The sequence below is a fragment of the Catenulispora sp. EB89 genome (assembly GCF_041261445.1).
Lineage (GTDB): Bacteria > Actinomycetota > Actinomycetes > Streptomycetales > Catenulisporaceae > Catenulispora.
On record NZ_JBGCCU010000022.1, the window covers coordinates 22906 to 49880 of the forward strand.

A 26975-nucleotide genomic window follows, 5' to 3' on the forward strand; every position below is an offset into this window, starting at 1 on the left:
TCTTTCCGGACGGTCGGTGTGACTGATTACGGTTTTTGAGTGATCGGCTGTATCCAGTGCATAGAAGCAGGGCCTCCCGCGCAGCTCCTGGTTGTCGAGACCGGAGTGCGAAGGAGGCCCTGTGTCGAGCTGACGAACGAAGAACTAGGACATCATCCCGATCCACTGCCCGCCGGTGACGTTCAGCACCTGCCCCGAAACGTAGTTCGACCACGGCGAGCACAGGTAGAACACCCCGCCGGCGGCCTCCTCCGGCGTTCCCGGCCGGCCCAGCGGGATCAGGAAGCTGGTGGCGCCGACCATCGCCTCGGGAATCCCCAGCTGGACCGTCTCGCCGCCGATCTCCATGGTGTTGTCGTCGGTCTTGGCGGCGGTGAGGCGGGTCTCGATGTGGCCGAAGGCCACCGCGTTCACGTTGACCTTGAACTGGCCCCATTCCTTGGCCAGGGTCTTGGTCAGGCCCACTACGGCCGACTTCGCCGCCGAGTAGTTCGCCTGGCCGGCGTTGCCCATGGTGCCGCTGACCGAGGAGACGTTCACGATCTTGCGGAAGACCTCGATGCCCTGCTCGCGTTCCTTTTTCGCCGGGTCGCGGAAGTAGGGGGCGGCTGCTCGGATCGTGCGGAAGGGGACGACGGTGTGGATGTCCAGCATGCGCTGGAACCAGTCGTCGCTCATGGTGTGGATCGGCTTGTCGAGGGTGTAGCCCGCGTTGTTGACCAGGATGTCGATCTTGCCGAAGGTGTCCGCGGCCTTCGCCACCAGGGCTTCCGGGACGCCTTCGGCGGTCAGGTCGCCGGCGAACACCGCGGTGTCGGTGCCGTGGGCCTTGGCGATCTCGGCCGCGGTCTCGGCGGCGATGTCGCCGTCGAGGTCGTTGATCAGGACGCTGGCGCCCTGGGCGGCCAGCAGGTCGGCGGTGGCGCGGCCGATGCCGCGCGCCGATCCGGTGACGATCGCGACCTTGCCGTCCAGGACTCCCATGTACTGCTCCTTGGTAGATGACGTGATGGTTGTGTGCTGAGAAAGCTCGGTGCCGGTCAGGGCTTGCGGAAGAGCGCCAGGCCGTCCTTGATCACGACCTGGTCGGCGTCGGAGGACGTCTCGAAGGCAAAGCCCTGCGACCCGCCCCGCGATCCCGCCGTCGCCCACACCCGGGTGCTGATGTCCTGCCCGGGCAGCACCGGCCTGGCGAAGCGTACGGCCAGCCGCTCCAGGTTGCGAGGGTCGGCCTCGGCGACGCCGATTACGGCATGCGAGGCGAACGCCATCGTGCACAGCCCGTGGTTGATGATGCCGGGCAGGCCGACCGCCCGGGCGAAGTCCGGGTCCAGGTGGATCGGGTTGTGGTCGCCGGACGGCTCGGCGTAGCGGACCGTCTGGTCCTCGTCCACGTGCTGCTTCGCCTCGCCGACCGGGGCTTCGGCGCGCAGCGCCTCGTCCAGGGCGTGCGGCGGGGCCTGCTCGCCGGCGCTCTGCTCGTCCTGGGCGCCGCGGAAGAACGTGGACATCCACTGCTCGTTGACCAGGTCGCCGTCGGCGGTGCGGGTCTCGGACTTCACCGCGACCACCACGCCGGCCGAGGTCTGGCGCACGCCCAGCGGTGCCGAGCGCGTCACCAGCTCCAGGCCCGGGGTGATCGGGCGGTAGTAGAAGAAGTCCTGCTCGCCGTGGACCAGCATCATCAGCAGTTCCGGCGGGGCCACCGCCAGTACCGCCTCGGCGCTGGAGTCGAAGGCCGGGACCACCGCGAAGACCGGCGGGGCCAGGTCGCCCGCGCGGTGTTCGGCGATCGGGTCGTTGGTCGCCGCGGCGTAGGCGGCGATCCGTTCCCGCTCGACCGTGAAGTGCTTCTGCTCGGTCCAGACGCCGAGCGCCTCCAGGTTGAAGCTCATTGCCGTTGCCCCCTTGCGGTCGCCGCGTTGCCGGAGAACACTGTGACGCAACTGAACGTACCGTAGAATGATGTAACGATCCAGAGGGGAACCTTCACCATGACCGACACCTCCGGGACCGCCGGCCTGCCCGTCGAGTTCGCCGGCGCCGACCCGAACCAGCTGGCCGGCATGGTCGGCCAGCTCTCCGACGCCGAGCTGCGCGAGGTGCTGGCCGACCCCGCCCTGCGCGGCCAGGTGCTCGACGAGATCTTCCGCCGGATGGGCGACCACTTCCGCGCCGACAAGGCCAAGGGCCAGACCGTCGCGGTGCACTTCGTCATCACCGGCGGCCCGGACGGCGCCAAGGACACCTACCAGGCCTCCATCAAGGACGGCGTCTGCACCACGTCCAAGGAGCTCACCGAGCACCCGCGGGCCACCATCACCGCCGACGGCGTGCCGTTCCTGCGCCTGGTCACCGGTGGTGCCGGCGGCGTCGAGCTGTTCCTGAAGGGCAAGCTGAAGGTCGGCGGCGACATGATGTTCGCCGCGTCCGTGGCGGGGTGGTTCGCGATTCCGGGCGGCAAGTAGTCGATCATTGATAAGCGCGACGGCGCGCGGAGGGCCTCGGGGGGCCGTCCGCGCGCCGTCCGCGCGCCGTCGAGCAGACAGAGACGGCGCGCGTCAGCCGGCTACACCGCCGGCTTGATGTTGGCGTTGTGCCGGAACACGTTCTCCGGGTCGTACTCGGCCTTGATCTTCGCCAGCCGCCGGTACTTGTCCGCCCCGTAGGCGGCCACGATCCGCTCCTGGTCGGGCTCCACCATGAAGTTCACGTAGCTCCCGGTGTCGCGGGCGAACGGCAGCAGCGCCGCCCAGAACTCCTTGACCCACGCGGTGTCTGCCGCCAGCAGCTCCGGGGTCGGGGCGACGCAGGCGAAGTTCACCATGAAGCCGGGACGCCGGAGCCCGCCGAACGCGGTCGCGTCGTCGGCGACGTCGGTGTAGGCGCCGTCCATCGTGAAGACCGGGGCGAAGGACAGGGGAGAGCTCTTCTTCCCGGAGAACTCGGCCAGGACCTCGACGACGTCATCGGTGAGCTCGTCCAGATACAGTGCCCGCTCGTAGGCCAGGATCCCGGGAGGCGCGGCGTCGTCGAGCATGGACTGCAACGCCGTGTAGGGCATCGGCGTGACGACGTCGAACAGCGGCGGCAGCTCCCTGCGCAGGGCGTCGACGACGTCGGCGTGATCCTCGGCCGTCCCGAAGCCCGCGATGATCACCGCGTGTCCGGGCGCCAGGTGGTGCTCCTGCGGGACGAATGGCGCGGGCGGGGCGTTCAGTCCGACGGCGAGCAGAGCGCCCATGTCCCTCGGCAGCTTCGCGACCGCCTCCCGTATCGTCCGAAGCGCCTGGACGCCCTGCTCTGCGGGCCAGAACAACAGCCCCATCTGCACCATCGGCCCGACCGGATGCAGCGCGAACCGGAATTCGGTGACGACACCGAAGTTGCTCCCGGCGCCCCGGAGCGCCCAGAACAACTCCGGGCGCGACTCCAGGGACGCCTCGACGACCCGGCCGTCGGCCAGCACCACCTGCGCCGACACGAGATTGTCCATCGACAGGCCGTGGCCCGGAGTCAGCCAGCCGAAGCCCCCGCCGAGCGTCAGCCCGCCGACGCCGGTGTGGCTGACCGTCCCGGCCGGCACCGCGAGGCCGTGCTCCTGCGTGGCGGCGTCCAGGTCGGCCAGCAGCGCGCCGCCCTGGCAGTACGCCGTTCGTGTGACCGGGTCGACCCGCACCGCCCGCATCCCGCTCAGATCGACGGTGAGCGAGTCCGGCCAGACCGCGTTGCCCGCGAAGTTGTGGCCGCCTCCGCGTACTGACACGTCCAGACCGCGGGCGCGCGCCGCCGTCAGCGCCGCGGCGACGTCCTCCGCGCTCTCACACCGGGCCACCAGCGCGGGCCGGTGGTCGATCGCACCGTTCCAGACCGCGCGAACCGTGTCGTAATCGGGGTCGTCGGCGGTGACGACCCGCCCTGAGAATCCCTGGATCACGCTGCTGATGTGATCGGACATCTTGTGTCCTTACTCTTGGAGCACTGCCAGCCAGTTCCCCGCGGGGTCCTTGAACCACGCGATCTGCGGACCGCCGCGCCGGCTGATGCCGTCCTCGTCGACGCCCGGCAGCATCTCGAAGCGCACGCCGCGGTCGCCGAGGCTCTTCACCGCGGCCTCGATGTCGTCGACGGGGAAGTTCAGGATGGTGAAGGTGGCCGGGACGTGGTCCGTGCCCTTGGGGTAGACCAGGATCTCGGTGTCGCCGCCGACGTGCAGGCGGAGCATGCCGTGGGCCTCGGTGACGGGGACGCCGAGCGTCTCGCCGTAGAACTTCTTGGCGGCGGGGATGTCGTTCACGGAGAAGCCGCTGAAGGCTTTCGTGTTCTCGAACATGATGTGACCGTACTCGCCGCGGGCCCCCGGTGCCCGTCCTGGAACGGCGCGGGGCCCGGCATCAGATCGTCTCTGATGCCGGGCCCCGCACTGTGTGGTCCGCTACCGCGGCCTCACGCGTCCGCGTGCACCGGCAGGATCGCGACGTGGTCGGTCTCCTCGGCGAGCTCGATCGCGTGCTCGTCGACCACCGGCATCGCGTTCTTGCCCGGGAGCAGGAACACCGTCGCGATCGCGGCCAGCACGCCCAGCCCCGCGCCGACCAGCAGCGCCGTGCCGAAGCCGCCGGACAGTGCCTGCGCTGGGTTGTCACCGGTGCCGAACAGGTGCGTGGTGCGGGCCGAGGCCACCGCGGCCAGGACCGCCAGGCCCAGGGCGCCGCCGATCTGCTGCGCGGTGTTCAGCAGGCCCGAGGCCAGGCCGGACTCCGCCTCCGAGGCGCCGGCGGTGCCGGCCACGGTCAGCGCCACCCAGGCCATGCCGCCGCCCAGGCCGATGACGATCTGCGGCAGCAGCAGGTCGGTGACGTAGCTGCCGTTCGCCGGCATCCCGCTGACCCACAGCAGCCCGGCGGCCATCACGACCATGCCGGCGATGGTGGTGGCCTTGATCCCGAGCCGGGCCACCAGCTGCCCGGCGGCGGTGGCGGCGATCATGATCGACACCGCGATCGGCACCAGGGACAGGCCCGACTTCAGCGGCGAGTAGCCCAGGACCTGCTGGGTGTACAGGGTCATGAAGAAGAACGCCGGCATCAGGCCCATGACCTGCAGCATCGAGGCGACGTTCGCCCCGCGCAGCACCGGCCGCCTGAAGATCGACAACGGCACCAGCGGCTGCTTGGTCCGCGACTCGATCACCACGAAGGCCACCAGCAGCAGCACGCCGACCGCGCCCAAGCCCAGCGTCTCCGGCGAGGTCCAGCCCACCTTCTGTGCGTTGACCAGCACGAACACGATGCCGGCCAGACCCGCGGTGACGGTGAAGGCGCCGGCCAGGTCGAAGCCGTTGCGCTCGCCGCTGGGCGCGCCCACCGGCAGGATGCGCGGCGCGAGCAGCGCCGCGGCGACGCCGATCGGCACGTTCACCCAGAAGCAGGCCTGCCAGCCGAACCAGTCGGTCAGCATGCCGCCCAGGATCAGGCCGACGGCACCGCCGGCCCCGGCCACCGCGCCCCAGACGCCGAGGGCCTTGTTGCGCTCGGCCTTCTCCTCGTCGGTGGCGTCCGGGAAGGAGATCAGCAGCAGGGACAGGGCGGCCGGGGAGACCACGGCGGCGGCGAAGCCCTGGACGGCGCGGGCGCCGATCAGGAAGCCGGGGTCCGGGGACAGCGAGCCGGCCAGCGAGGCGACGGAGAACAGGATCAGGCCGCCCATGAACATCCGGCGGCGGCCCAGGAAGTCGGCCAGCCGCCCGCCCAGGAGCAGGAAGCCGCCGAACATCAGGGTGTAGGCGTTGGTGACCCAGGACAGGTCGGCCTGCTGGAAGCCCAGGCCCTTGACCAGGGACGGCAGGGCGACGCCGACGATGCCGGCGTCCAGGATCAGGACGAACTGGGTGACCGCGAGCAGCGCCAGGGCCGCCCCGCGGTTGATCGCACGGCCGCCGTGCGGCGGGGCCGCGGCTGCGGTGGGTGCAGCAGCTGACATTGGAGGCATCCCCTAAAAGCGGAAGGTGAAATACGGTTCCGGTTAACGAGTGAGACAGTAGCGGAACCGTCCCTCCGGTTGTCAAGTGGAACCGGAGGTCATCTTCCGGTTATCTGGGAATCGGTGTACCGTTCAACCATGGTCCTGTCCCAGAAGCCGCCCACGAGCCGACCGCTGCGCGCCGACGCCCGCCGCAACCGGGAAGCGATCGTCGCCGCCGCCGACGACCTGTTCCGCGTCGACGGCATGTCGCTGCAGATGGACGAGGTGGCACAGCGCGCGGGCCTGGGGGTCGGCACCGTCTACCGGCACTTCCCGACCAAGGAGGCGCTGACCGTCGAGCTGGTCCAGTGCCGGGTGGAGAGCACGATCGGCCGCGCCGAGCAGACCATGCAGGACTGCGACCCGGCCGGCGCCCTGCGCCGCTTCATCCGGGACATGGCGGCGGTGATGGCCGAGGACATCGGGCTGCGCGAGTCGTTCCAGATGCAGGTGCTGGCCGACAACCAGCTCGACGAGTGCGTGTACTACCGGCAGGACCTGCACGAGCGGAAGCTGGCGATGGTGAAGCGGGCGCAGGAGGCCGGCGTGGTGCGCGGCGACCTGGCGCTGGAGGACTTCGACGCCCTGATGTGCGGGATGGGGCAGGCGATCGTGGCCGGCGGGAACGCCGAGCTGATGGCCGATGTGCTGCTGGAGGGGATGCGGGTGCCTCGGGAGCCGGTCGCGGACGGCGCGGGCGCTGCGGACATCGCCGGTATCGCCGGTATCGCCGATATCAAGCACGGCGCGGCCTGCGCGGACGGCGCGGGGCAGTAGCCCCGGCGTCGCTTGTCGGACCCGTCGTCTAAGGTCCTTGACCATGGCGAATTATGTGGCAGGCGCCCAGGGCCCGGTCACGGCCGACGACTTCGAGCTGGCGGTGCTGACCCTGACGCAGGCGGTGTCCGGGGCGTCCGAGGAACAGTGGCGGCGCCCGACGCGGGGACAGGTCACGTACGCCGGTGCCCGCCTGAACGACCTCCTCGACCTCCTCTTCCCGCTCGTCGTGCATTTGGCGGCGCGCGGCCGGGTCCGGGACGCGACGCCGCCGCAGACCGACCTGGCGCCGATCGATCTCAAGCTGGCGCCGCGCGTCGGCGATCGCGGCGTCGACGGCACGCTGGAGGCGTTCGACGCGCTGACCACGATGCTGGCGCTGCTGCTGCGCAATTCCAGCCCTGACACCCGCGGCTACCACTCCTTCGGCAACGCCGATGTGGAGGGGTTCGCGGCGGCGGGCTGCCTGCACGTGCTCACGTACGGCTACGAGATCACGCGGGCGATGCAGGTCCTGTTCGAGCCGGATCGCGGCCTCGTGGAGCGGGTGCTGTTCCGGCTGTTCCGTGACGTCCCGGAAATCGCAGAGCCCTGGCCCACGTTGCTCTGGCTGACCTCCCGCGACAAGCTGCCGGGGATGCCGTGGCAGCAATACGAGTGGCCGTACTACACCGCGCCTCGTACACAATGGTAGACGTGCAACCGAATCCGAACCCTGTCTCAGTCCCCGCACCTTCGCCGTCACCTGACCGCCTGTGTACTGGCCTGAGCTGGTTCGAGGAGAAGCCCGCCCTGACATCCGTCGAGGGCGGCGATCTGCGTCTCAAAGCCCTGAGCCCCGGCACGCGGCTGGCGCTGTCCTGGTCCGGCCGCCGCCGCTGCATCGGCTGGACCGCGCCCGGCACCGGACGCACCCCGTGCGCCGAGGACGCCGAGATCGACGGCGCGGCCACCCTCGCGCAGTGCCCGGCGTGCCAGAACCGCGACCACGGCCTGGCCGTCGCACGCGACCGGATCACCGACGACGGCCGCTCCTACCAGCTCTACCTGGCGTGGTTCGCGCCCGGCATGCTGAAGATCGGCATCACCGGCGTGCAGCGCGGCGTGGCCCGGCTGTTGGAGCAGGGCGCCATCGGCTACACGGTGATCGCCACCGGAACCCTCCCGGCCGCGCGGCGCGCCGAACTCACGGTGTCGGCCTCGGGCCTGGCCAAGGAGCGCTACCGCTCGCGCGCGAAGGTCGAGGCGTGGTGGGGCCTGCCGGAGACCGAGGGGCTGCGCTCGGCGCTCACCGAGGGGCGTACCAAAGCCCTGCGAATGCTTGCCGACCACACCCTCGACGCCTTCCCCGACGGTCCGCTGGTCGACAACACGACGTTCTTCGGGCTCGGCGACGGCGCCCCGGCGACCTACCGCGAGGTCGAGGCGCTGGACGACAGCGGCAGCCTGGCCGGCGAGGTGCGTGCGGTGATCGGCAAGCACCTGTTCCTGGCCGTGGACGGCGGCACGCCGCTGCTGCTGGACACGCGGCTGCTGGCCGGCCGGCACACCGTCCCGGTCGCGGACGACACCGACGGGATCGGCGTCGCCGGCGTGCGGACGGCGGTGCGTCGGCGGCCGTTGCTGTACGACACGCCGACGCTCTTCTAGGGACCGCTATTCGGCGGCGAAGTACCCCTCGATGTCCGCGTGCGGCAGCACCCCACCCCGCCCGAACTCGAACGTCCCGCGCTCCGCGATCTCCCTCGCCGCGCCGATCGCGGCGGACATCGCGGCGCGCGACAGGTTCGACCCGAGGCTGATCCGGCGCACGCCCCACTCGCCGAGCTGATCGACGGTCGCGTTCAGGCGGGCGCCGCCGGCGATGACGTTGACCGGCTTGCCGACCTCAGAGGTCACCGCGCGGATCTGCTCCTCGGTGGTGAGGCCCGGGGCGAACAGCACGTCGGCGCCGGCGGCCTCGAAGGCCTGGAGGCGCGCGATGGTGTCCTTCAGATCCGTGTTGCCGTAAAGGAAGTTCTCGGCGCGCGCCGTGACCGTGTAGGGGAACGGGAGCGCCCGGGCCGCCTCGATCGCCGCCGTCAGGCGTTCCACGGCCGCTTCCAGCGGGATGATCCCGTCGCCGACCGCGTCCTCGACCGAGCCGCCGACCAGGCCCGCCTCGGCGGAGCGGCGGATGGTCTCGGCGACGTCGTCGGGCGTGGTCCCGTAGCCGTCCTCCAGGTCCGCCGCGACCGGCAGGTGCGTGGCGGCGACCAGGGTGCCGGCGTTGGCCAGGTTCTCCTCGCGCGTGATGCCGCCGTCCGGCCGGGCCAGCGTGTGTGCGATGCCGGCGCTGGTGGTGGCCAGGGCCTTGAAGCCGAGCGCGGTGAAGATCCGCGCAGTGCCGGCGTCCCAGGCGTTGGCGATCACGAACACGTCGGGCCCGGCGTGCAGTGCGGCGAAGGTCTCGGCGCGGCGGTACTGGTCTTCGGGGGTCAGCAGGCTCATACCGCGAACCCTACGCGGCGGATCCTTCGGCGAGCGCCGAAATCTGCGCGGCCAGTGACGCGTGCCGGTCCGGCGAGTTGTCGATCTCGTGGTGCGGAACCGGCGGGGGAGTGTCGGGGCGGATGGCGGCGGCCCAGGCCTCGAACGCCGCCAGCTTCGCGGCGTCCTCGTCCCGGCCGCGCGCCACGATCCGCGACCGCAGCACCGCCACGTCGCAGCGCACCCACACCAGGCGTACGGTGCCGCCGCCGAGTTCGGCGCACCAGCGCTCCCGGCGTGCCGGATCGCGGATCTGCGAGGTGAACGGCGCCACCAGCAGCACCGGGCAGCCGTGGGAGCGGATCTCCCGTGCGGTCGCGGTCATCCCGCCGTATTCGTGCGTTTTGACGTGCTCGTCGTACCAGGCGCCCTCGCGCTCGCCGAAGGGACGCCCGGCCGCCGCGAGCACTTCCGAGGCGAAGCCCCGGTACATGGTGTCCTTGTCCAGGATGGCCGGGACCGGGGCCAGGCGCTCGGCCAGCAGCGCGGCCACCGTCGACTTCCCGACCCCGGGTGCTCCGGCGACTACCCACACATCAGCCACTGGATCAGCCACACGCCGAGCCTAGATGCACTGACCACCTAGATCAGTGACCGCACCACCCCGGTCACCAGATCCGCGCACGTCGTCGGCGTCGCGTGCGCCGGGTCCAGCGCGTTCGCCGCCTCGTGGAACGCCACGCCGTCCACCGTCCCGATCAGCACGTGGTCCGACACGTCCAGCGGGCACAGGTCCTGCACCAGCACGTTGTGCACGTCCGGGCCGGCCAGGAACTGGTTCGTGTACGGCGTCACCAGCTCGTCGAACCGCGACACGATCGTCGTGTACCGCACCCCGGGCACGGTGTCCCCGCCGGCGTCGAGCCGCCGGTTGAACGCCGACCCCACGAACTGCTCCACGCACGCCGGGCACGCCGTCCCGATCACCCGCGTCGCGCCCGGGATCTGCTGGGCGACGGTGAACAAGCCCGAGGCGGTCCCGCCGTGGTTCGTCGGCGCGATCCCGACCAGCGTGTGCACCTTCGGCGCGCCGCCGAGGAACTTCAGGTAGTACCGCGGCAGCGCTCCGCCGCCCTGCGAGTGGCCGAGGATGTCGACCTGGCTCGCGCCGGTCGCCGCGAGCACCCGGTCGACGTAGGCCGCCAGCTGGAGCCCGGACTGCTCGATCGGCGCGATCCCGTGGACCAGGGGAATCCCTTCGTACTGGCCGTAGTCGAGCTCGAACACGCAGTATCCGAGATGCGCGAAGTAGGGCCCGCCGAGCAGCCACTGTTCGGTCGGGTTCAGAAAGGTCCCGTGCAGCAGCACCAGGGGCCGAGGATGCTCGGCGCTCGGCCGGCAGGAGAAGTCGTTGACACCGGAGGAGAAGGCTGGCGCCTCGGCCGCGTGCGCGGGGGCCGCGGCGAACGCTGCCGGGCCGGTGAGCAGGGCGGCGGCGAGCAGCCGGGCCGCGCGCCGCCGCAGCGGGCGTCGCAGGGTTCGAGGACGGGGGAAAACCGGTCGCATGTGTCCTTTCTAGGCCCGTCCCGCGCTTCCGTACATTCTCAACACCATGACATTCACCCGTCTGGCCCCGGGGGTGCCGGCGGGCGGGTCGGGTATTGACGCGGGCTCCAATTTACCGGAGGGTAACTTTCAGCGAGCGGCAGTTCTTCGCCGGCCGTTCCCTCCCGGTTATCGCGACGAAAGCAGGTACCGACCATGCCCGGCCCGGCAGGCGCGACCATCGACGGCGGCGGCTCCCACCTGGCGGTGGCCGCGACCCTGGTACGGGCCGGCGTGATCCGTCCCGGACCCCCGCACCGCAGCGTCGGGCAGCTGCGCGCGCTGGCCTCCTGGGGCGCGACGATCGCCGGCGGCTTCCGGGCCGCCGCCGCGCGCACCCCGAACGCCGAGGCGGTCGTCGACGAGCGCGTCGTGCTCACCTACAAGCAGCTCACCACCCGCGCCACCCGCCTGGCCAACGGCCTGCAGGAGCGCGGCGTCGGCCCCGGGGACAAGGTCGCGCTGCTGTGCCGCAACCACGCCGGCATGGTGATCTGCTTCATCGCTTGCGCCGAGCTCGGCGTGGACGCGGTCCTGCTGAACACCGGCCTGTCCGCCGGCCAGATGACCCAGGTCGTCACCGAGCAGCAGCCCAAGGCGGTGATCGCGGACTCGGAGTTCGACGGCGTGCTCACCGCCTGCCCGCCCGACGTGCTGCGGATCAACGCCTGGCCCGAGGAGGGCGCGGCGGTCGCGCTGACCCTGGACCAGATCATCGACGGCGCGCCGGCCACGCACCGCAAGCCGCCGGCCCGGCCCGGCCGGATCATCGTCCTCACCTCGGGCACCACCGGCGCCCCCAAAGGCGCGCGCCGCCCCAACCCGCCGGGCATCGGCGCGGCGGCCTCGATCCTGAGCCGGATCCCGCTGCACGCCGGCGAGCGGATCCTGGTGCCGGCGCCGATGTTCCACTCCTGGGGCCTGGCCGCGCTCCAGATCAGCATGCCGCTGCGGGCCACGCTGATCATGCAGCGCCGCTTCGATCCGGAGGCCACGCTCAAGGCGATCCAGACCAAGCGCCCCACGGCGATGTTCGCGGTGCCGGTGATGGTGCAGCGGATGCTGGACCTCGGCGAGGACGTGATCAAGAAGTACGACACCTCCTCGCTGCGCATCGTGGCGCTGTCCGGCTCGGCGATCCCGGCCGCGGCGGTGACGAAGTTCCTGGACACCTTCGGGCCAGTGCTCTACAACTTCTACGGCTCCACCGAGGTCTCCTGGGCCTCCATCGCCGACCCCAAGGACCTGCGCCAGGCCCCGACCACGGCCGGCCGGCCGCCGCTGGGCTCCAAGATCGTGATCCGCGACGTGGCCACCGGCAAGCCCGTCCCGACCGGCACCGTGGGCCGCATCTTCGTGTGGAACGACATGCTCTTCGAGGGCTACACCAACGGCGCCAACAAGGAGACCGCCGACGGCTACATGGCCACCGGCGACCGCGGCTACGTCGACGCCCACGGCCTGCTGTTCGTCTCCGGCCGCGACGACGACATGATCGTCTCCGGCGGCGAGAACGTCTTCCCGCGCGAGGTCGAGGAGCTGATCGCGGCCCAGCCCGGGGTGCGCGAGTGCGCCGTGGTCGGGGTGCCGGACGCCGAGTGGGGCCAGCGCTTCGCCGCCTACATCGCGCTCCTGCCCGGCGCCTCGATGACCGAGGACGAGGTCAAGGCATTGGTGAAGGCCGGCCTGGCGCGCTTCTCGGTGCCGCGCGAAGTGCACTTCGTGGACGAACTGCCGCGCAACGCCACCGGCAAGGTCGTGAACCGGCTGCTGGCCGACTGAATCGTGATCCTCCGACCGTGAATGAAGCGCGGGCTTCGGGATAACGGCTGCCGATCTTGTCCACGGCCGCTACCGGAACGGAACCGGAAAACTGCGAACCCCACAAACGCACAGCCATCCGTCACCCCGACAGGAGGGCACCGCCATGTCCGCCAGCCGCGCCGAGCCCAGCGAGATCGCCGGCCCCAAAGGCACCGGCCTTCGGGTGTCGCGCATCCTGACGCGTTCCGGGGTCCTGCGCCCCGCGCGTCCGGACCGCACCGTCCGCCAACTGCTGAGCCTGGCCCGCTGGGGCGCCACCGTCGCCGGCGGCTACCGGGCCGCCGCGGCCCGCTCACCGCACCGGATCGCGGTGATCGACGAGCGGCGCTCGGTGACCTTCCGCGAGGTGCACCGGCGTGCCGTCCGGCTGGCCAACGGCCTGGAGCGGCTCGGCGCCGCCCCGGGCAGCCGGGTGGCCGTGCTGTGCCGGAACCACGCCTGGTTCGTCGAGGCGGTGCTGGCCGCCGCCGAACTCGGCGCGGACGTGGTCCTGGTCAACACCGGCCTGTCCGTGCGGGCCACCGCCGAGGTGCTGCGCGCGCACGAGCCGGCCGTGGTGATCGCCGACGCCGAGTTCGCCGACCACGTCGCCTCGGCCCGGCTCGGCGTGCCGTTCCTGGTGGCCTGGCCGGACGCCACCGGCCCGGGCACCGGACGGCCGTTCGGCCCGCCCGCGCACCGGATGGCCGCCACCGCCACCGTCGACGACGTCATCGACACCGCCTCGGACGCCAAGCGCCGCCCGCCCCAGCGACCGGGCCGGATCATCGTCCTGACCTCCGGCACCACCGGCGCGCCGAAGGGCGCGCAGCGCGCGAACCCGCCGGGGCTGTCCGCCGCGGCCGGGCTGATCTCGCGGATCCCGCTGCGCTCCTGCGAATCAGTGCTCGTGGCCACGCCGCTGTTCCACATGTGGGGCCTGGCCGCGCTGCAGATCGGGATGGCGCTGCGCGACACGCTGGTGTTGCAGCGTCGCTTCGAGCCCAAGGCGACGCTGCAGGCGATCGAGGAGCGGCGGTGCGCGGTGGTGTTCGGCGTGCCGGTGGTCCTGCAGCGGATCATGGAGCTGCCGCCGGAGCTGCGGGACTCGTACGACACCTCGTCGCTGCGGATCGTGGCGACGTCGGGCTCGGCGATACCGACGCCGGTGGTCACCTCGTTCATGGACGTCTTCGGCGACGTCCTCTACAACTTCTACGGCTCCACCGAGGTCTCCTGGGCCGCCATCGCCGAACCCGCCGACCTGCGCATCGCGCCGAACACCGCCGGGCGTCCGCCGCTGGACTCCCGGCTGAAGGTGCTCGACGACCGCGGCGAGGTGGTGCCGCGCGGCGTCACCGGCCGGATCTTCGTCTGGAACACGCTGCTGTTCGAGGGCTACACCAGCGGCGGCACCAAGGAGCACCGCGCCGGGTACATGGCGACCAACGACCGGGGCCATCTGGACTCCTCCGGCCGGCTGTTCGTCCACGGCCGGGACGCGGACATGATCGTGTGCGCGGGGGAGCAGCTGTTCCCGCGCGAGGTCGAGGACCTGCTCGCCTCGGTGCAGGACATCCGGGAGGCCGCGGTGGTCGGGGTGCCCGACGCCGACCAGGGGCAGCGCTTCGCCGCGTACGTCGTGGTCCGGCCCGGCGCCGAGATGACGGCGCCGCAGGTGCGCGGGGTCGTGGCGCGCTACCTGCCGGGAAACGCGGTGCCGCGCGACGTCGTGTTCGTCGACGCGCTGCCGCGCAACGCCACCGGCAAGGTGGTGGTGCGGGATCTGCCGCCGTCGTTGGCGGGGGCCTGACGGACCGCCGATCGGCGGTTCCGATCTTCCCCTCCGGTCACCCCTCGCGCACCCCTGATTCCCCTTAGTGCCCGAGCCGGATGGCGCGCCCGCCAGGCGCGCGCCATCCGGCCGCTCTCCAATTGCCCGCGCCGGGGCCCGGCTATCCCCGTCGTCGCCGAATCTCTACCTTCGAGCGTGTCACCAGGGCCGCTCCGATCCCGGCGAGCATCGGAACGATCACGATCGTGCCGATGAGGAACCACCACGGGATCGCGAGGTAGCTCTGCGCGTGGACGCTCGGCGCGGCGCCGAAGCCGCCGAAGCGTGAGCCTGTCGTTCCTTCGAACGCGGACTGGACGAAGCTGTGCGACCGGGCCTCGACGATCGCCACGGCCGGGACGAGCCCGGTCGCCGAGCCCAGGACGGCGCCCATGGCGGCGGTGATCGTGGCCTGCGATCCGGCGAGGGTACGGCGCACGCGCGGGCGCGCGCCGACCGCGGCCAGGGTCTCCAGGTCGGCCTGGCCGTCGGTGATGGCCAGGCCGGTGGAGATCGCGGCCGCGCCGAGGGTCACGAACGCCGCGACGGCGGCCAGCGCCAGCATCGTGGTGTCGTTGCCGCCCTGGTAGCCGCGCTCGACCTTGAGCAGCGCGGTGGTGCCCAGAGTCTCGGCCGCGGCGTTGGCGCGCTCTTCCTCGGCCTTGGTCGGCATGCGGGTGGTGTCGAACAGGATCATCGACGGGGCGTACTTCACGTGGTAGCGGTCGGCCGCCGACTGCGGGATCAGGGCCCGGACCCCGTTGACGGCGCTGCCGTCCTTGGTCCTGGCGACCGCTGCGGGCAGGGTCAGCGGGGCCGGGGCCGGTCCGCTGCAGAAGAGGGCGAACTGCTGGCGGATGGGGTCGGGCAGGTCCGCGCCGGCCGGCGGGCAGCTGCGCTGCAGGGCGATGGTGGCGGTCGCCGCGCCGGTGGCGGAGCCCGTCGACGAGACCGTGCCGTTGAGGTCGTAGGGGGTGAACACGACCATGCCGCCGGCCGCGAGGGTCTGCTCGGCCTGCGGGTCGACGGTGCCGGTGAGGGCGCGCAGGGTGGCGGCGTCGCCCGGGACGACCTGGCCGCCGCTGAAGGCGGCCACGCAGCGCGGGTCGGACTGGATCATCGACTCGGCGTCCTGGCCGGAGGGGAAGGGGAGGGAGCCGTCTGTGTTGTTGAAGAAGGGGCAGTCGTTCGCGAGGGTGCGCTTGACGACGATGCTGATCGGGACGAAGCCGTTGTAGTTCTGGGTGGGGATCACGGCCGCGGAGCGGACCGGGAGGGTGGCGCTGATCGCGGCGATGGCTTTGGCGGGGTCGATCGGCGGGGTGGCGGGATTGGTGGGATTGCCGGGATTGTTCGGGTCGCCGGAGTTCGGGAAAATCGGGCCTGATCCGAACGGTTCGGCGCCCTGGAGTTGCCGCTGCGCGGCTGCTCCGAACATCAGCGCCACCTGGCCGGGACGCAGGTCACTGTGATACTGCGCTTTGCCGCGGGCGTCGGTGCTGGTGAGCATGGTGGCCACGGCGGTGGATCCGGCCACCGCGGCCAGGATCGCGGCGACGGCCGGGGCGGTGCGGCCCCGGTTGCGTGCGCTGTCGCGCAGGGCCATGCGGCCGGTGAGCGGGAGCAGGCGGCCGAGCTTGCCAGTGAGGGCCACCAGCAGCGGGGTGCAGGCGACGACGCCGAGTTCGGACACCGCGATGCCGGCGACCAGCGGGAGGGTGTGGATGCCGGGCTGGAAGACCGCGTAGGCGGTGGCCGCGATGCCGGCGGCCAGGACGACCACGCCGAGCGTCGCCAGCTTCCACGGCACGCCCCGGGCTCCGCGTCGGCCGCCGGTCAGGGCCTGGAGGACCTGCTGGCGTCCGGTGATGACGGCGGGGATCAGGGCCGCGATCAGGCCGGTCACCACGCCGATCAGCGCGGCCAGGGCGAGGTCGCCGGGCGCGATGCGGAACGCGCCCGGCTCGCGGTGCGTGAGGGTGACCGCCTCGGGCAGGGCCAGGCGTCCCAGCCCGATCCCGGCCAGCGCGCCGACGATGCCGCCGACCGCGCCGAGCACCAGGCCGTCGGCCAGCACGATGGCGCGCACCATGCGCTGGTCGGCCCCGGCGGCGCCCATCAGCCCGAAGTCGCGGCGGCGCTTGCGGGCCCCCACGGCGAAGGCCGGGCCGGCCAGGAGCACCACTTCCAGCAGGGCCATGACCACGCCGACGGCGCCGACCGCGAGCAGCGCCTGCGCCAGCCGGCTGCTGCCGGCCGAGGCGGCGCGGTAGTGCTGGAGCAGCGGCACGGCGGAGTCCGGCGGCGGGTTCTCGGCGACCAGCAGGGACTCGGCGGAGTAGCCGGTCTGGTTCAGCTTCTGGACCTGGGCCCAGCTCAGGCCGCCGGGGACCTGCGCGAGCCACTTGGCCGGGCCGGCGTCGTTCGGGCCGCTGGGCAGCGTGCCGGGGTAGGCGACGATCTCCTCGGCGTCCAGGTGCGCGGGGTCGTCGTACTCGCCGACGATGGTGAGCTGGTGCTCCGGCAGGCGACCGCTGCGGTCGGGTACCTCGTCGGGGCTCAGGAACTCGGCGCTGAGATGGTCGCCGACGCGCTTGTCGAGGCCGGAGAGCAGGGAGGTGGAGAGCGTGACCTCGCCCTTGGCGCCTGGCGCGCGACCGGACTTCTTGACGTAGAGCCCATCAAGCAGCGGGTTCCCGAGGTCACGCTCGGCGGCCTGCACCGAGTACGCCCCCTGCGGCGAGCTCACGCGCATCTCCTGCGGCGCTGGCATCGGCACGACGCGCGACCCCGCCGGCAGCGCCCCGGCATCGATCGGCGAGGCGATCTGCGCGCCCTGCAAAGCGCCGGCCAGCATGCCGCCGGCCTGCGGCGAGATGGGCACACTGCCGTCCGGCAACTGCTCGATCGGCGCGGGCGCGACGAACGACACCAGCGCATCGGCCCGCCCGACGTCCCGCTGCACCCGCTCGACGGTGGTGAGCTTGGTGGTGTGGTAGAGCGTGTCGGCCGCACTCGCCCCGGCCACCGGCAGCGCCAACATCGCCGCGACCAGCACGGAGCGGCCCTTGTGGCGCAGGGCTTCGCGCCGCGCGATGCGGACGGCGACCTTCCAGATCATGGGGTCAAGGGATACCGGGTATGTTCGAGCTCTGCATCGTGCGGAATGCGTAGATCTTTTGGGCGGTCGGGGAATGCCTGGAGATAACTGGCCTCATGCGCGACTATTGGGGAAAGTGAGGGGTGCGGGGAAGGGGTGTTGTGGCGGCTGGGGCGCTGCGAAACCGCTGGTAGGTGGGGTGGTAGGCGGCTCATCGCGGGTGTGAGTTTGAGTCCGGGTCCGGCAAGCAGGCAAAAGTTAAGGCTGGCGGGTGAGCGCGGCGCGAAATCGGCAAGTTGGCAGGGATGGCAGCCGCCTGCGTCTGCTGGCTCGAGCCGGAGTCGGGACTGGCAGGCAAGTGGTGGCCGGAGGCTGGCGGGCGCGGCGCACATCTGCTGGCGGAGTTGCTGGCCAGCCTCGCTCAGACCGCGCTCGCGGGCGGGTCGGCGACTCGATCGGCGCGATGCTGCGCGCGAAGCTCGGTCGGCGCGCGTCGGTAGGACCGGCGGGCAGGTGTGTGCGGCGCGAATCCGCCAGCGGGCGCGGCGGCTAGAAGCTCGGGCGGGCCGTGGTTGGGGCAGGTAGGCAGGTGTGCGGCGCGAATTCCGCCGGCGAGCATGCTCGGCCGGCGAACTCAGCCCTGTCCCCAGGGGATCTCGGGCGACTTGTAGTAGGCGATCCCCAGCTTGTCCCACAGCGGCGCCTGGTCGGCGAGTCGTTGTGCGAACTTCGGCCAGTTGTGGGTGTTCGGTGTGGACCAGCCGATTTCGGCGATGGCGGGGAGGCGGGGGTAGGCCAGGGTCTCCGCGTCCTTGAGGCTCTTCACTGTCTCGCTCCACAGTGGTGCCTCGACGCCGAGTACTGATGAGGGTGTGATGCCAGGCAGCACTGTCACCGGGTCCCAGGCGTAGGCCTTCGACACCGGGGTGTAGCCGGCCCAATGCAGGCCGAGGGGGAAGCCGGGGGTTGGCTGCTGGTCCAGGTAGGCGTGGTTGCCGGGGGCCATGATCAGCTTTGTGCCCTGGTCCGCCGCCTGCGTCACGTACGGCTGGGGCTGCGCCGTGTTCCAGTACTCCAGCACCGTCTGGGGCAGCAGGGGCGCGGTGCCGGCCTCGGCCCAGGCGATCGGGGTGCGGCCGTGGGCGGCGACGAGGTTCTGCGCGCGTTGGACGAAGGCGTTGTACTGCGTCAGGTTCAGTGCCTGCGCTTCGTCGCCGCCCATGTGGAGGTAGGGGCCGGGGGTGGCGTCGGCGGCGGCGTTGGTCGCTGAATCGACAAATCTGTATGTTGATTCACTCGTCGTGCACAGTGCGTCGTAGCCGGGGGACGCCGACGTCACCGGGCCGTGGTGCCTGCCGTCGCAGGCCAGCGCCGGGTACGCGGACGCGGCCGCGCCGACGTGGCCGGGCATGTCGATCTCCGGGATCACCGTCATGTACCGCGACGCAGCGTAGTCGACGATCTCCTTCAGCTCCGCCGCCGTGTAGTACCCGCCGGGACCGCCGCCGACCTGCGTGGCGCCGCCGACCGTGGCCAGCTTCGGCCAGCCCGGCACGGTGAACCGCCAGCCCTGGTCGTCGGTGAGGTGCAGGTGGAACTTGTTGACCTTGTACAGTGCGGCGGCGTCGATGTAGGCCTTGACGTCGGCCACGCTGTAGAAGTGGCGCGCGACGTCCAGCATCACGCCGCGATACGCGAAGCGCGGGTGGTCGGTGATCGTGCCGGCTTGGAGCTTGGCGCCGATCAGGAGCTGGTGGATGGTCTGGACGCCGTGGAAGAGCCCTGCGTCGGTGGCAGCGGTGAGCGTGACCGAGGCCGGGGTGACGGCGAGGGCGTAGCCCTCCGTGCCCAGGGACGGATCGCCTCCGGTGGGCTGGAGGGCGAGTCGGATGGTGGCGTCGGTGCTTTGCGTGGTCTGCAAAATCCGCGGCGCCAGGCCGGTCTGCTGCTTGAGGTACGCCGCGAGGTCGGCCGCGACCGCCTCAGCACCGGGGGAGGAGTGGATTTCAGTAGCACCCGTGAGGGTGAACGTGCCGGCGGCCGCGGTGATGCTTGAAGGCTCGGGGACGACACGTTCGAGCGCCGTCGAGTCAACAGGGGGCGCAGGTGAAGAGGTCCCGGACGTAGTGCTATCGGCGCTGGTAGGAGCAGGAGAGGCCTTGGTGCCGCTGCAAGCGGACAGCGTGATCAAAGCGGCGGAAACGCTGATCACCGCCGCGATCCGGAGCGTATGGGGTCGGCCGGTCACCCCGCGAGGGTAGACCACCGCCGCGTCACCCCGAGCCACCCGAGCGCGACACACGCGACGATCGCCGCGACCGTGAACATCCACGCCGCACCGGACCCGACCAGCAGCCCACCCGAAGCCGTACCGATCCCGAGCCCGACGTAGATCGCCGACGCGTTCAGCGCCATGAGCAGCGGGGCCTCGGCCGGCGCGGCACTGAACAACCGGTGCTGTTGCGGCGGGGTCTGACACCACGTGGAAGCGCCCCACGCGACCGCCAGCAGCGTGACGAGCACAGGCGCGTGGACTCCAGTACCCGCCAGCAGAGCCAAAGCCGCCAGACTCACGGCCATCACCGCGTACCCGGCGGCCAACACCCGCGTCGGCCCGAGCCGGTCGGCGGCGACACCGGCCGCGAGGTTCCCGGCGATGGCGCCGACCCCGTACGCCGCCAGGATCCACGCGGTCGCGCCGTGCGAGATGCCCAACGCGTGCAGGGCCGGGATCGCGTAGGCGTAGACGGTGTAGGCAGCGGCCATCCCGAGCACCGTCAACGGAAGCACCGTGGCCACACCAGGGCGACGCAAAGCGGCCAGCCGCGCCGACAACGGCACCGGCGCCGATCCCGGCAGCTTCGGCATCAGCGCGGCCGCGGCGATCGCGGTCCCGAGACAGAGCCCTGCGACCAGCCAGAGCGCCGCACGCCAACCCATCACCGAACCCACCGCGTCGCCGAGCGGCACGCCCAGCGCCGTCGCGACCGTCAGCCCGCCGACGACGACCGACAGCGCGCGCCCCCGCATCTCCGGCCGCACCAGCGCGGCCGAGACGGCGCCGGCGGTCGGCGTGTAACCCGCCGCTCCGGCAGCGGCCAGAACCCGGCTCGCCAGCAGCAGCGGCAGGTTCGGCGCCAGCGCGGAGGCGGCGTTGGCGGCGGCCAGGACGGCCAGGGCGGCGACGAGCAGAACCCGGCGGGGGAAGCGTGCGGTAAGCGTGGCGACCACTGGGGAGGCGATCGCGTAGGCGGCGGCGAAGACGGTCACGGCCTGCCCGGCGCTCGCGGTGGAGGTGTGCAGGGACGTGGCGACGTCGGGGAGGAAGCCGGCGAGGACGAACGCGTCGGTGCCGACGGCGAAGGTGCCCAGCGCCAGGATCAGCGTGCGACCGAGTCCCCTTGGGGGTTGGGGTTGGCGTTGGCGTTCGGCTTGGAGGCGGTGGTCGCGTTCTCGGCCACGACCATCGAACGATATCGAGACACCAGACATCCCGAATTACCTTTCGTCAAAGCCCGGCCGCCGTGGCCGGGCATGTCGGATAAAGAAGAGAGAAGAGAGCTGAGTTAAAGCGCGATGTCCTGATAGAAGCGCCGCACCCGCGCCGGCGCCGTCCGCGACGCCTGCCCCATGACGTCGGCGACCGTCTGCGCGGCCAGCTCCCGCCGCCACGCCATCTCGGCGCGCCGCATGGCCTTCGCGATCCCGCAGGGCTCGCCGAACTCGGTCGCCTCGGCCAGCGTCCCGGCGCCCTGCTGCCGGATCTCGGTGCAGCGGAACGCCTCGTCCCGGCCCTCGACGGCGGCCACGACGTCCATGAGCGTGATCTGCTCCGGCGTCCGCGCGAGGCCGTAGCCGCCCCGCGCGCCGGGCGTCGAGGTCAGGATCCCTGCGCGTACCAGCGGCTGGAGGCGCTTCTTCAGGTACTCCGGCGGGAGATCGAAGATCTCTGCCAGCCGCCCCGTCGCCACCGGCGCGTGGTCCTCAAGCCAGGCCAGCGCGACCAGGCAGTGCAGGCCCCATTCGACGCCCTCGCCCATCTGCATAATCGGGATGTTACACGTCTCGATTGTCGGGCGCAGGTTCGAGCCAAGTCCGGACAGCTTCGAGGCGGTGCGCCAGGCCCTGCCGGTAGGTTGAACGTCGGGCAGCCGTCACGGGTCGGCGGCCCCGACCCTCGACAGAGGAAGCCACCAGGGAGGGCACAGCACGATGAACGGGGATTCGAAGACTGATCCGGTGCTGGAGCTGCGCGCCGTGACCCGGGTCCACGGCAGGGGGGCCGCCGAAGTCCACGCGCTGCGCGGTGTCGACCTGGCCGTGGCGCCCGGCGAGCTGGTGGCCGTGATGGGACCCTCGGGCTCGGGCAAGTCGACGCTGCTGTCGCTGGCCGGCGGCCTGGACATGCCGACGACCGGCGAGGTGCGCATCGAGGGCACCACCCTGGCCTCGCAGAGCAAGGCGCAGCTCGCCGCGATCCGCCGGCGCTCGGTCGGCTACGTCTTCCAGGACTACAACCTGATCCCGGCGCTGACCGCCGCCGAGAACGTGGCGCTGCCGCGCGAGCTGGACGGCCTGTCGGCGCGCAAGTCCCGCCAGGAGGCCCTGGCAGCCCTCGAAGAAGTCGGCCTGCGCGCCGAGGCCGACCGCTTCCCCGACGAGATGTCCGGCGGCCAGCAGCAGCGCGTCGCCATCGCCAGGGCGCTGATCGGCGCGCGCCGTCTGATCCTCACCGACGAGCCGACCGGGGCGCTGGATTCCGAGACCGGGGAGGCGGTGCTGCGGTTGTTGCGCAAGCGTTGTGACGAGGGTGCCGCCGGGGTTCTAGTCACGCACGAGTCGCGGCACGCGGGCTGGGCCGATCGCATCGTCTTCCTGCGGGACGGGCTGATCGTCGACGAGTCGGCGCCTTCGCGGCGCGCCGAAGACCTGTTGGTGTCGGGAGGCGCCGACGTCTGAGGTACCGCGGGGGGCGTGAAACGCCAGGGGTCCCGTCCGATGCGAGCTCACGCACCTGACGGGACCCAAGAAGACCTCAGAAGACCTCAGCAGACCTCAGCTGGCCGCGTCCTCAGCCGGCTGGTCCCCGCTCGGCTCGAACAGCGAGAAGTACCCGCCCTGCGGGTCCTGGCAGACTGCGAACCGTCCGGGCGGGATCGGCGTCGTGGGTACCACGACCTTGCCGCCGAGCTCGCCGACCTTCTTCACCGAGGCGTCGCAGTCGGCGACGCCGAAGTACACGGCCCAGTGCGGGGGCGTCTCCTTCGGGAAGTGCTCGTCGTCCATCACCATCAGGCCGGCCACGGTGCGGCCGTCGACCTGGAACTCGGTGTACTCCATTCCGTCCATCGGGGTGGTCACGGCGCCCCAGCCGAAGGTCGCGGTGTAGAACGCCTTGGCGGCGTCGGCGTCGCGGGTGTTCAGCTCGTCCCAGGTCAGGGTGCCGGGCTCGTTGACCAGGCCGGCCCCCTTCATCGACCGCGGCTGCCACAGGCCCAGGACGGCGCCGGTGGGGTCGGCGAACAGCGCCATGCGGCCGACGTCGGTGACGTCCATCGCGGGCATGATGGTCTGGGCGCCGGCGGCTTGGGCCTTGGCCATCGTGGCGTCGGCGTCGGTCACGGCCACGTAGGTGCTCCAGGCCACCGGCTGCTCGGCGGACATGGTCTTCATGACGCCGGCCACCTGTTCGCCGTTGAGCAGGAACAGGGTGTAGCCGCCGGCCTCGGGGTCCTCGGCGACCTGCGCGGTCCAGCCGAACAGGCCGCCGTAGAAGGTCGTGGCGCCGTCCAGGTCCGAGGTCCCCAGGTCCACCCAACACGGTGTTCCGGGGACGTACTCTGTCATCTTCATCGCGGAGCCTCCTTCAGCCGGGCCATGATCGCCCCTGACGGGGTTTGCGGGGGTTTTTCGTCTCCGAACGTACTCGCCCGGCACCGGTTCCGCCCCCGGAATGCGGCGGCTGCCGCCGGGCTGTGGGGCGGGGCGCTACGTTGGGAGCGTGCCTGACCGATCTTCCTTCGCGAAGCCTTCCGTGCCCGGCTCGAACCATGCCTCTGACCTGGCCGAACGCCGGTGGCGGCAGGCTCTGGCGGACGCCGGGCTGGACGTCGGGTTCGGCGCCCGGCGGCGTGCCGAGTACAGCGCCGACGCCTCCAACCACCGGCACGTGCCGCGCGGCGTGGGGTTCCCGCGCGACGCCGGACAGGTGGCGGCGGCGGTCCGGATCTGTGCGGAGCACGGGGTGCCGGTGACGCTGCGTGGCGGCGGCACGTCGGTGGCCGGGAACGCCGTCGGCGAGGGGTTGGTGCTGGACTGCTCGCGGTACTTCGGGCGGGTGTTGGAGCTGGATGCGGGCACGCGCAGCGCGCGGGTGGAGCCGGGGGTCGTGCTGGACGTGCTGCAGGCGCAGGCGGCGCCGCACGGGCTGCGGTTCGGACCGGATCCGTCGACGGCGTCGCGGTGCACGGTCGGCGGGATGATCGGGAACAACGCCTGCGGGGCTCGGTCGCTGGCGTTCGGGACGACCGCGGACAACGTGCTGGCGCTGGAGCTGCTGCTCGCGGACGGCACGCGCACGACCGCGCGGCGTGGGACGAGCGGGGTCGCAGCGCTCGACGAGCGGCTGCGGGCGCTGGTCGAGCGCTATGGCGAGGCCATTCGGCGCGAGCTGGGACGTTTCCCGCGGCAGGTGTCGGGCTACGCCTTGCAGCATCTGCTGCCGGAGAACGGGTTCGACGTCGCCAAGGCGCTCGTCGGCTCCGAGGGGACGCTCGCGGTGGTACTCGGGGCCGAGGTGCGGCTGGTGCCGGTGCTGCGCGAGCGGGTGCTGGTGGTGGCCGCGTATCCGGACATGGTCACGGCGGCGGCCGACGTGCCGCGGGTCCTGCCGCATCAGCCCTCGGCGATCGAGGGGCTGGGGGCGGAGCTGGCCGACGTGTGGGCGGCGCGGCGCAAGCGGCCGCTGCCGTCCTCGCTGCCGTCCGGCGGGGGATGGCTGTTCATCGAGACGACGGCGGACCAGGCGGCGGCGATTGTCGCGGACCTGGAGGGGGCGCACGCCACGCGAGTGGTCGTCGCGGACGGCGAGCAGCGGGAGCTGTGGCGGATCCGCGAGGACGGCGCGGGGCTGGCGACGCGGACGTCGGAGGGGGCCGAGGCGTGGCCGGGGTTCGAGGACGCCGCGGTGCCGCCGGAGCGGCTGGCGGACTACCTGCGCGGGTTCGAGGCGCTGATGCACAGCGCCGGGCGCAAGGGGACGGTGTTCGGGCACTTCGGGGAGGGGTGTCTGCACGTGCGGATCGACCACGACCTGCAGACCGTCTCCGGGCGGCAGCAGTTCGCGGAGTTCACGGCGGCGGCGACGGCGCTGGTGGTGACGCACGGCGGGTCGGTGTCGGGCGAGCACGGGGACGGGCAGGCGCGGTCGGCGCTGCTGGCGGCGATGTACAGCGCCGAGCTGCTGGAGGCGTTCGCCGAGTGCAAGGCGGCGTTCGACCCGGACGGGGTGCTGAACCCCGGGATCCTGGTGGCGCCGCGCGATTTCGCCGCCGATCTGCGCGCGCCGGGGGTGGTGCAGGCGGCGCCGCCGGAGTTGGCACTGCTGGCCGACGACGGGGACTTCGGGCGTGCGGTGCGGCGGTGCGTGGGGGTGGGCAAGTGCCGCAGCGCGGTCGGCGGGGTGATGTGCCCGTCGTTCCGGGCGACCGGGGACGAGAAGGACTCGACACGCGGGCGTGCCAGGGTGCTGCAGGAGATGTTGGACGGCCGAAGCGTGCGCGGCGGCTACCGGGCGCCGGAGGTGCTGGACGCGCTGGACCTGTGCCTGGGGTGCAAGGGGTGCAAGACGGACTGCCCGGTCGGGGTGGACATGGCGGCGTACAAGACGGAGGTGCTGTACCAGCACTACCGGGGGCGGCCGCGGCCGGCGGCGCACTACTCGCTGGGCTGGCTGCCGGTGTGGGCGCGGCTGGCCGGGTTCGCGCCGCGGGTGGTGAACCGGGTGCTGGGGTCGCGGCTGGCGCCGGTGCTGAAGCGGGCCGGGGGGATCGCGGCGGAGCGGGGGTTGCCGCGGTTCGCGGCGCGGTCTTTTTCGCGGCGGGTGGGGGATGCGGCGGCGGTTGCCCGGGCCGGGCGGCGGCCGGGCGGCGCGGGAACGGGGGCTGTGGCGGTGGCGGCGGGCGGTCCGGCGGGGTTCAAGCCGGGTGGTGGGGTGGGGCCGGATGTCGCGGGGCAGCTTGCGGGAGTGCCGGTTGATGTCGGACTGGGTGTGGATGGTGCGGGTGCGGCGGCGGGTTCTTTGGTCGGCGGGCCGGGCTCGGATGGCGCGGGGCAGCAGTCGGGTGTTGTCGGGCGGGGTGCGGGTGGCGCGGGTGTGGGTTCTTTGGCCGGCGGGCCGGGCTTGGATGGTGCCGGTGCGCCGGTGGGCTCGAAGGCGGGCGTCGGTGCGGTGGCGGCGGATTCCTTGGCTGCCGGCGGGCTGAACTCGTTTGGTCCTGGGTTGTCGGCCAGTGTTGCCCCGTCCGGCCAAGCCGGCACCTGGTCGGCATCCGCATTGTGGGAGCTGTCCGGCACACCGACGGTCGTGCTCTGGGCCGACACCTTCACGGAGAACTTCACCCCGTCGGTCGGCGAGGCGCTGATCGCCGTCCTGCGCTCGGCGGGCTTCCGCGTCCTGCTACCGCCGCGCACCGGCTGCTGCGGCCTCACGTGGATCTCGACCGGGCAGCTCGGCGTCGCGCGCCGGGTGCTGGCGCGGACGCTGGAGGCGATGGGCCCCGCCGTGGAGGCCGGGCTGCCGATCATCGTGCCGGAGCCCAGCTGCGCGGCGGCGTTGCGGGAGGAGCTGACCGAGTTGCTGCCGTCGCATCCGTTGGCGGCGCGCGCCGCGGAGCTGGTGACCGGCCCGGCGCAGTTCCTGGCGGTGCACGCGCCGGACTGGCGTCCGCCGGCCTCGCCGTGGAGCGGCCACAAGGCTCTGATCCAGATCCACTGCCACCAGTACGCGGGCGGCGCCACCGGCGAGGCGGAGGTGGACCTGCTGGCGCGCGCCGGGGTGGACGCGCGCGTGGTGTCCGGCTGTTGCGGGCTGGCCGGGGACTTCGGCGTCACCGACGGTCACTACGAGGTGTCGATGGCGGTCGCCGAGCTGAACCTGTTGCCGGCGATCCGCGCGGCCTCGGCCGACACGCTGCTCATCGCCGACGGGTTCAGCTGCCGGACCCAGGTCGAGCAGGCGGTGGCCGAGCGCCGGGTGTGGCATGTCGCGGAGGTGTTGGCGGCCGGGTTGCCGACTCCGGACGCGTGACGACCGCCGGCGCGCTTCTCACCGAGCGCTTCGGGCGGGGTGTCTTGGCTCGCAAG

Annotated in this window: 21 protein-coding genes; 8 read left to right on the plus strand and 13 right to left on the minus strand. The window is 72.1% G+C overall.

Features of this window, described 5'->3' with window-relative positions; translation table 11 throughout:
- Positions 1-144: 144 nt before the first annotated feature.
- Together ABH920_RS35755 and ABH920_RS35760 are read right to left on the minus strand one after the other, a co-directional pair.
- Positions 145-984, minus strand: a complete 840-nt coding sequence (locus tag ABH920_RS35755) for an SDR family NAD(P)-dependent oxidoreductase (RefSeq protein WP_370353687.1) — start codon at positions 982-984, stop codon at positions 145-147.
- A 56-nt stretch (positions 985-1040) separates the two neighbouring features.
- Positions 1041-1895: a MaoC/PaaZ C-terminal domain-containing protein gene (locus tag ABH920_RS35760; RefSeq protein ID WP_370353688.1), complete on the minus strand. Its 855-nt coding sequence runs from the start codon at positions 1893-1895 to the stop codon at positions 1041-1043.
- Positions 1896-1994: 99 nt separating this feature from the next.
- Between ABH920_RS35760 and ABH920_RS35765 the strand changes: the two genes are divergently transcribed.
- Positions 1995-2468: an SCP2 sterol-binding domain-containing protein gene (locus tag ABH920_RS35765; protein WP_370353689.1), complete on the plus strand. Its 474-nt coding sequence runs from the start codon at positions 1995-1997 to the stop codon at positions 2466-2468.
- A gap of 101 nt (positions 2469-2569) precedes the next feature.
- Here the strand turns inward: ABH920_RS35765 and ABH920_RS35770 are convergent, their stop codons facing one another.
- The 3 genes from ABH920_RS35770 to ABH920_RS35780 form a co-directional block, all read right to left on the minus strand.
- On the minus strand, positions 2570-3958 hold the full coding sequence (locus ABH920_RS35770; protein WP_370353690.1) for an FAD-binding oxidoreductase: 1389 nt from the start codon (positions 3956-3958) through the stop codon (positions 2570-2572).
- A gap of 9 nt (positions 3959-3967) precedes the next feature.
- Positions 3968-4333, minus strand: a complete 366-nt coding sequence (locus ABH920_RS35775; protein WP_370353691.1) for a VOC family protein — start codon at positions 4331-4333, stop codon at positions 3968-3970.
- A gap of 113 nt (positions 4334-4446) precedes the next feature.
- On the minus strand, positions 4447-5982 hold the full coding sequence (locus ABH920_RS35780) for an MFS transporter (RefSeq protein ID WP_370353692.1): 1536 nt from the start codon (positions 5980-5982) through the stop codon (positions 4447-4449).
- 138 nt (positions 5983-6120) lie between these two features.
- Between ABH920_RS35780 and ABH920_RS35785 the strand changes: the two genes are divergently transcribed.
- The 3 genes from ABH920_RS35785 to ABH920_RS35795 are packed head-to-tail and all read left to right on the plus strand — an operon-like array spanning position 6121 to position 8451.
- Positions 6121-6801, plus strand: a complete 681-nt coding sequence (locus ABH920_RS35785; protein ID WP_370353693.1) for a TetR/AcrR family transcriptional regulator — start codon at positions 6121-6123, stop codon at positions 6799-6801.
- Between the two features lie 43 nt (positions 6802-6844).
- Positions 6845-7495, plus strand: coding sequence for a hypothetical protein (locus ABH920_RS35790; RefSeq protein ID WP_370353694.1), 651 nt, complete (start codon positions 6845-6847; stop codon positions 7493-7495).
- A gap of 2 nt (positions 7496-7497) precedes the next feature.
- Positions 7498-8451: a DUF2797 domain-containing protein gene (locus ABH920_RS35795; protein WP_370353695.1), complete on the plus strand. Its 954-nt coding sequence runs from the start codon at positions 7498-7500 to the stop codon at positions 8449-8451.
- A 6-nt stretch (positions 8452-8457) separates the two neighbouring features.
- Here the strand turns inward: ABH920_RS35795 and ABH920_RS35800 are convergent, their stop codons facing one another.
- Genes ABH920_RS35800 through ABH920_RS35810 form a run of 3 tightly spaced genes read right to left on the minus strand, consistent with a single transcriptional unit; the run spans position 8458 to position 10836 of the window.
- Positions 8458-9291, minus strand: a complete 834-nt coding sequence (locus tag ABH920_RS35800; protein ID WP_370353696.1) for an isocitrate lyase/phosphoenolpyruvate mutase family protein — start codon at positions 9289-9291, stop codon at positions 8458-8460.
- Between the two features lie 10 nt (positions 9292-9301).
- Positions 9302-9886 (minus strand): AAA family ATPase, encoded by a 585-nt coding sequence (locus ABH920_RS35805; RefSeq protein ID WP_370353697.1) that lies wholly within the window; start codon positions 9884-9886, stop codon positions 9302-9304.
- Positions 9887-9912: 26 nt separating this feature from the next.
- Complete coding sequence (locus tag ABH920_RS35810) at positions 9913-10836, minus strand: esterase/lipase family protein (RefSeq protein WP_370353698.1); 924 nt, start codon at positions 10834-10836, stop codon at positions 9913-9915.
- A gap of 195 nt (positions 10837-11031) precedes the next feature.
- On the opposite strand from ABH920_RS35810, the gene ABH920_RS35815 reads away from it, so the two are divergent.
- Complete coding sequence (locus tag ABH920_RS35815) at positions 11032-12657, plus strand: AMP-binding protein (protein WP_370353699.1); 1626 nt, start codon at positions 11032-11034, stop codon at positions 12655-12657.
- A 145-nt stretch (positions 12658-12802) separates the two neighbouring features.
- A complete protein-coding gene (locus ABH920_RS35820) occupies positions 12803-14491 on the plus strand; it encodes an AMP-binding protein (RefSeq protein ID WP_370353700.1) in 1689 nt (562 codons plus the stop codon).
- Positions 14492-14633: 142 nt separating this feature from the next.
- Here ABH920_RS35820 and ABH920_RS35825 read toward each other — a convergent pair whose 3' ends face one another.
- The 4 genes from ABH920_RS35825 to ABH920_RS35840 form a co-directional block, all read right to left on the minus strand.
- Positions 14634-17633, minus strand: coding sequence for an ABC transporter permease (locus ABH920_RS35825; protein WP_370353701.1), 3000 nt, complete (start codon positions 17631-17633; stop codon positions 14634-14636).
- Positions 17634-18246: 613 nt separating this feature from the next.
- Positions 18247-19860, minus strand: a complete 1614-nt coding sequence (locus ABH920_RS35830; protein ID WP_370353702.1) for a beta-N-acetylhexosaminidase — start codon at positions 19858-19860, stop codon at positions 18247-18249.
- The gene (locus ABH920_RS35835) at positions 19857-21104 is read right to left on the minus strand and encodes an MFS transporter (protein WP_370353703.1); all 1248 of its coding nucleotides are present in this window, start codon (positions 21102-21104) and stop codon (positions 19857-19859) included. The genes ABH920_RS35830 and ABH920_RS35835 overlap by 4 nt, the downstream gene beginning before the upstream one ends.
- 74 nt (positions 21105-21178) lie before the next feature.
- Positions 21179-21658, minus strand: a complete 480-nt coding sequence (locus tag ABH920_RS35840; protein ID WP_370353704.1) for an Rrf2 family transcriptional regulator — start codon at positions 21656-21658, stop codon at positions 21179-21181.
- Positions 21659-21824: 166 nt separating this feature from the next.
- On the opposite strand from ABH920_RS35840, the gene ABH920_RS35845 reads away from it, so the two are divergent.
- Positions 21825-22571, plus strand: a complete 747-nt coding sequence (locus ABH920_RS35845) for an ABC transporter ATP-binding protein (protein WP_370353705.1) — start codon at positions 21825-21827, stop codon at positions 22569-22571.
- Positions 22572-22667: 96 nt separating this feature from the next.
- Here ABH920_RS35845 and ABH920_RS35850 read toward each other — a convergent pair whose 3' ends face one another.
- Positions 22668-23465 (minus strand): VOC family protein, encoded by a 798-nt coding sequence (locus ABH920_RS35850; protein WP_370353706.1) that lies wholly within the window; start codon positions 23463-23465, stop codon positions 22668-22670.
- Positions 23466-23613: 148 nt separating this feature from the next.
- Between ABH920_RS35850 and ABH920_RS35855 the strand changes: the two genes are divergently transcribed.
- Positions 23614-26919: an FAD-binding and (Fe-S)-binding domain-containing protein gene (locus ABH920_RS35855; protein ID WP_370353707.1), complete on the plus strand. Its 3306-nt coding sequence runs from the start codon at positions 23614-23616 to the stop codon at positions 26917-26919.
- The last annotated feature ends 56 nt before the right edge of the window (positions 26920-26975 follow it).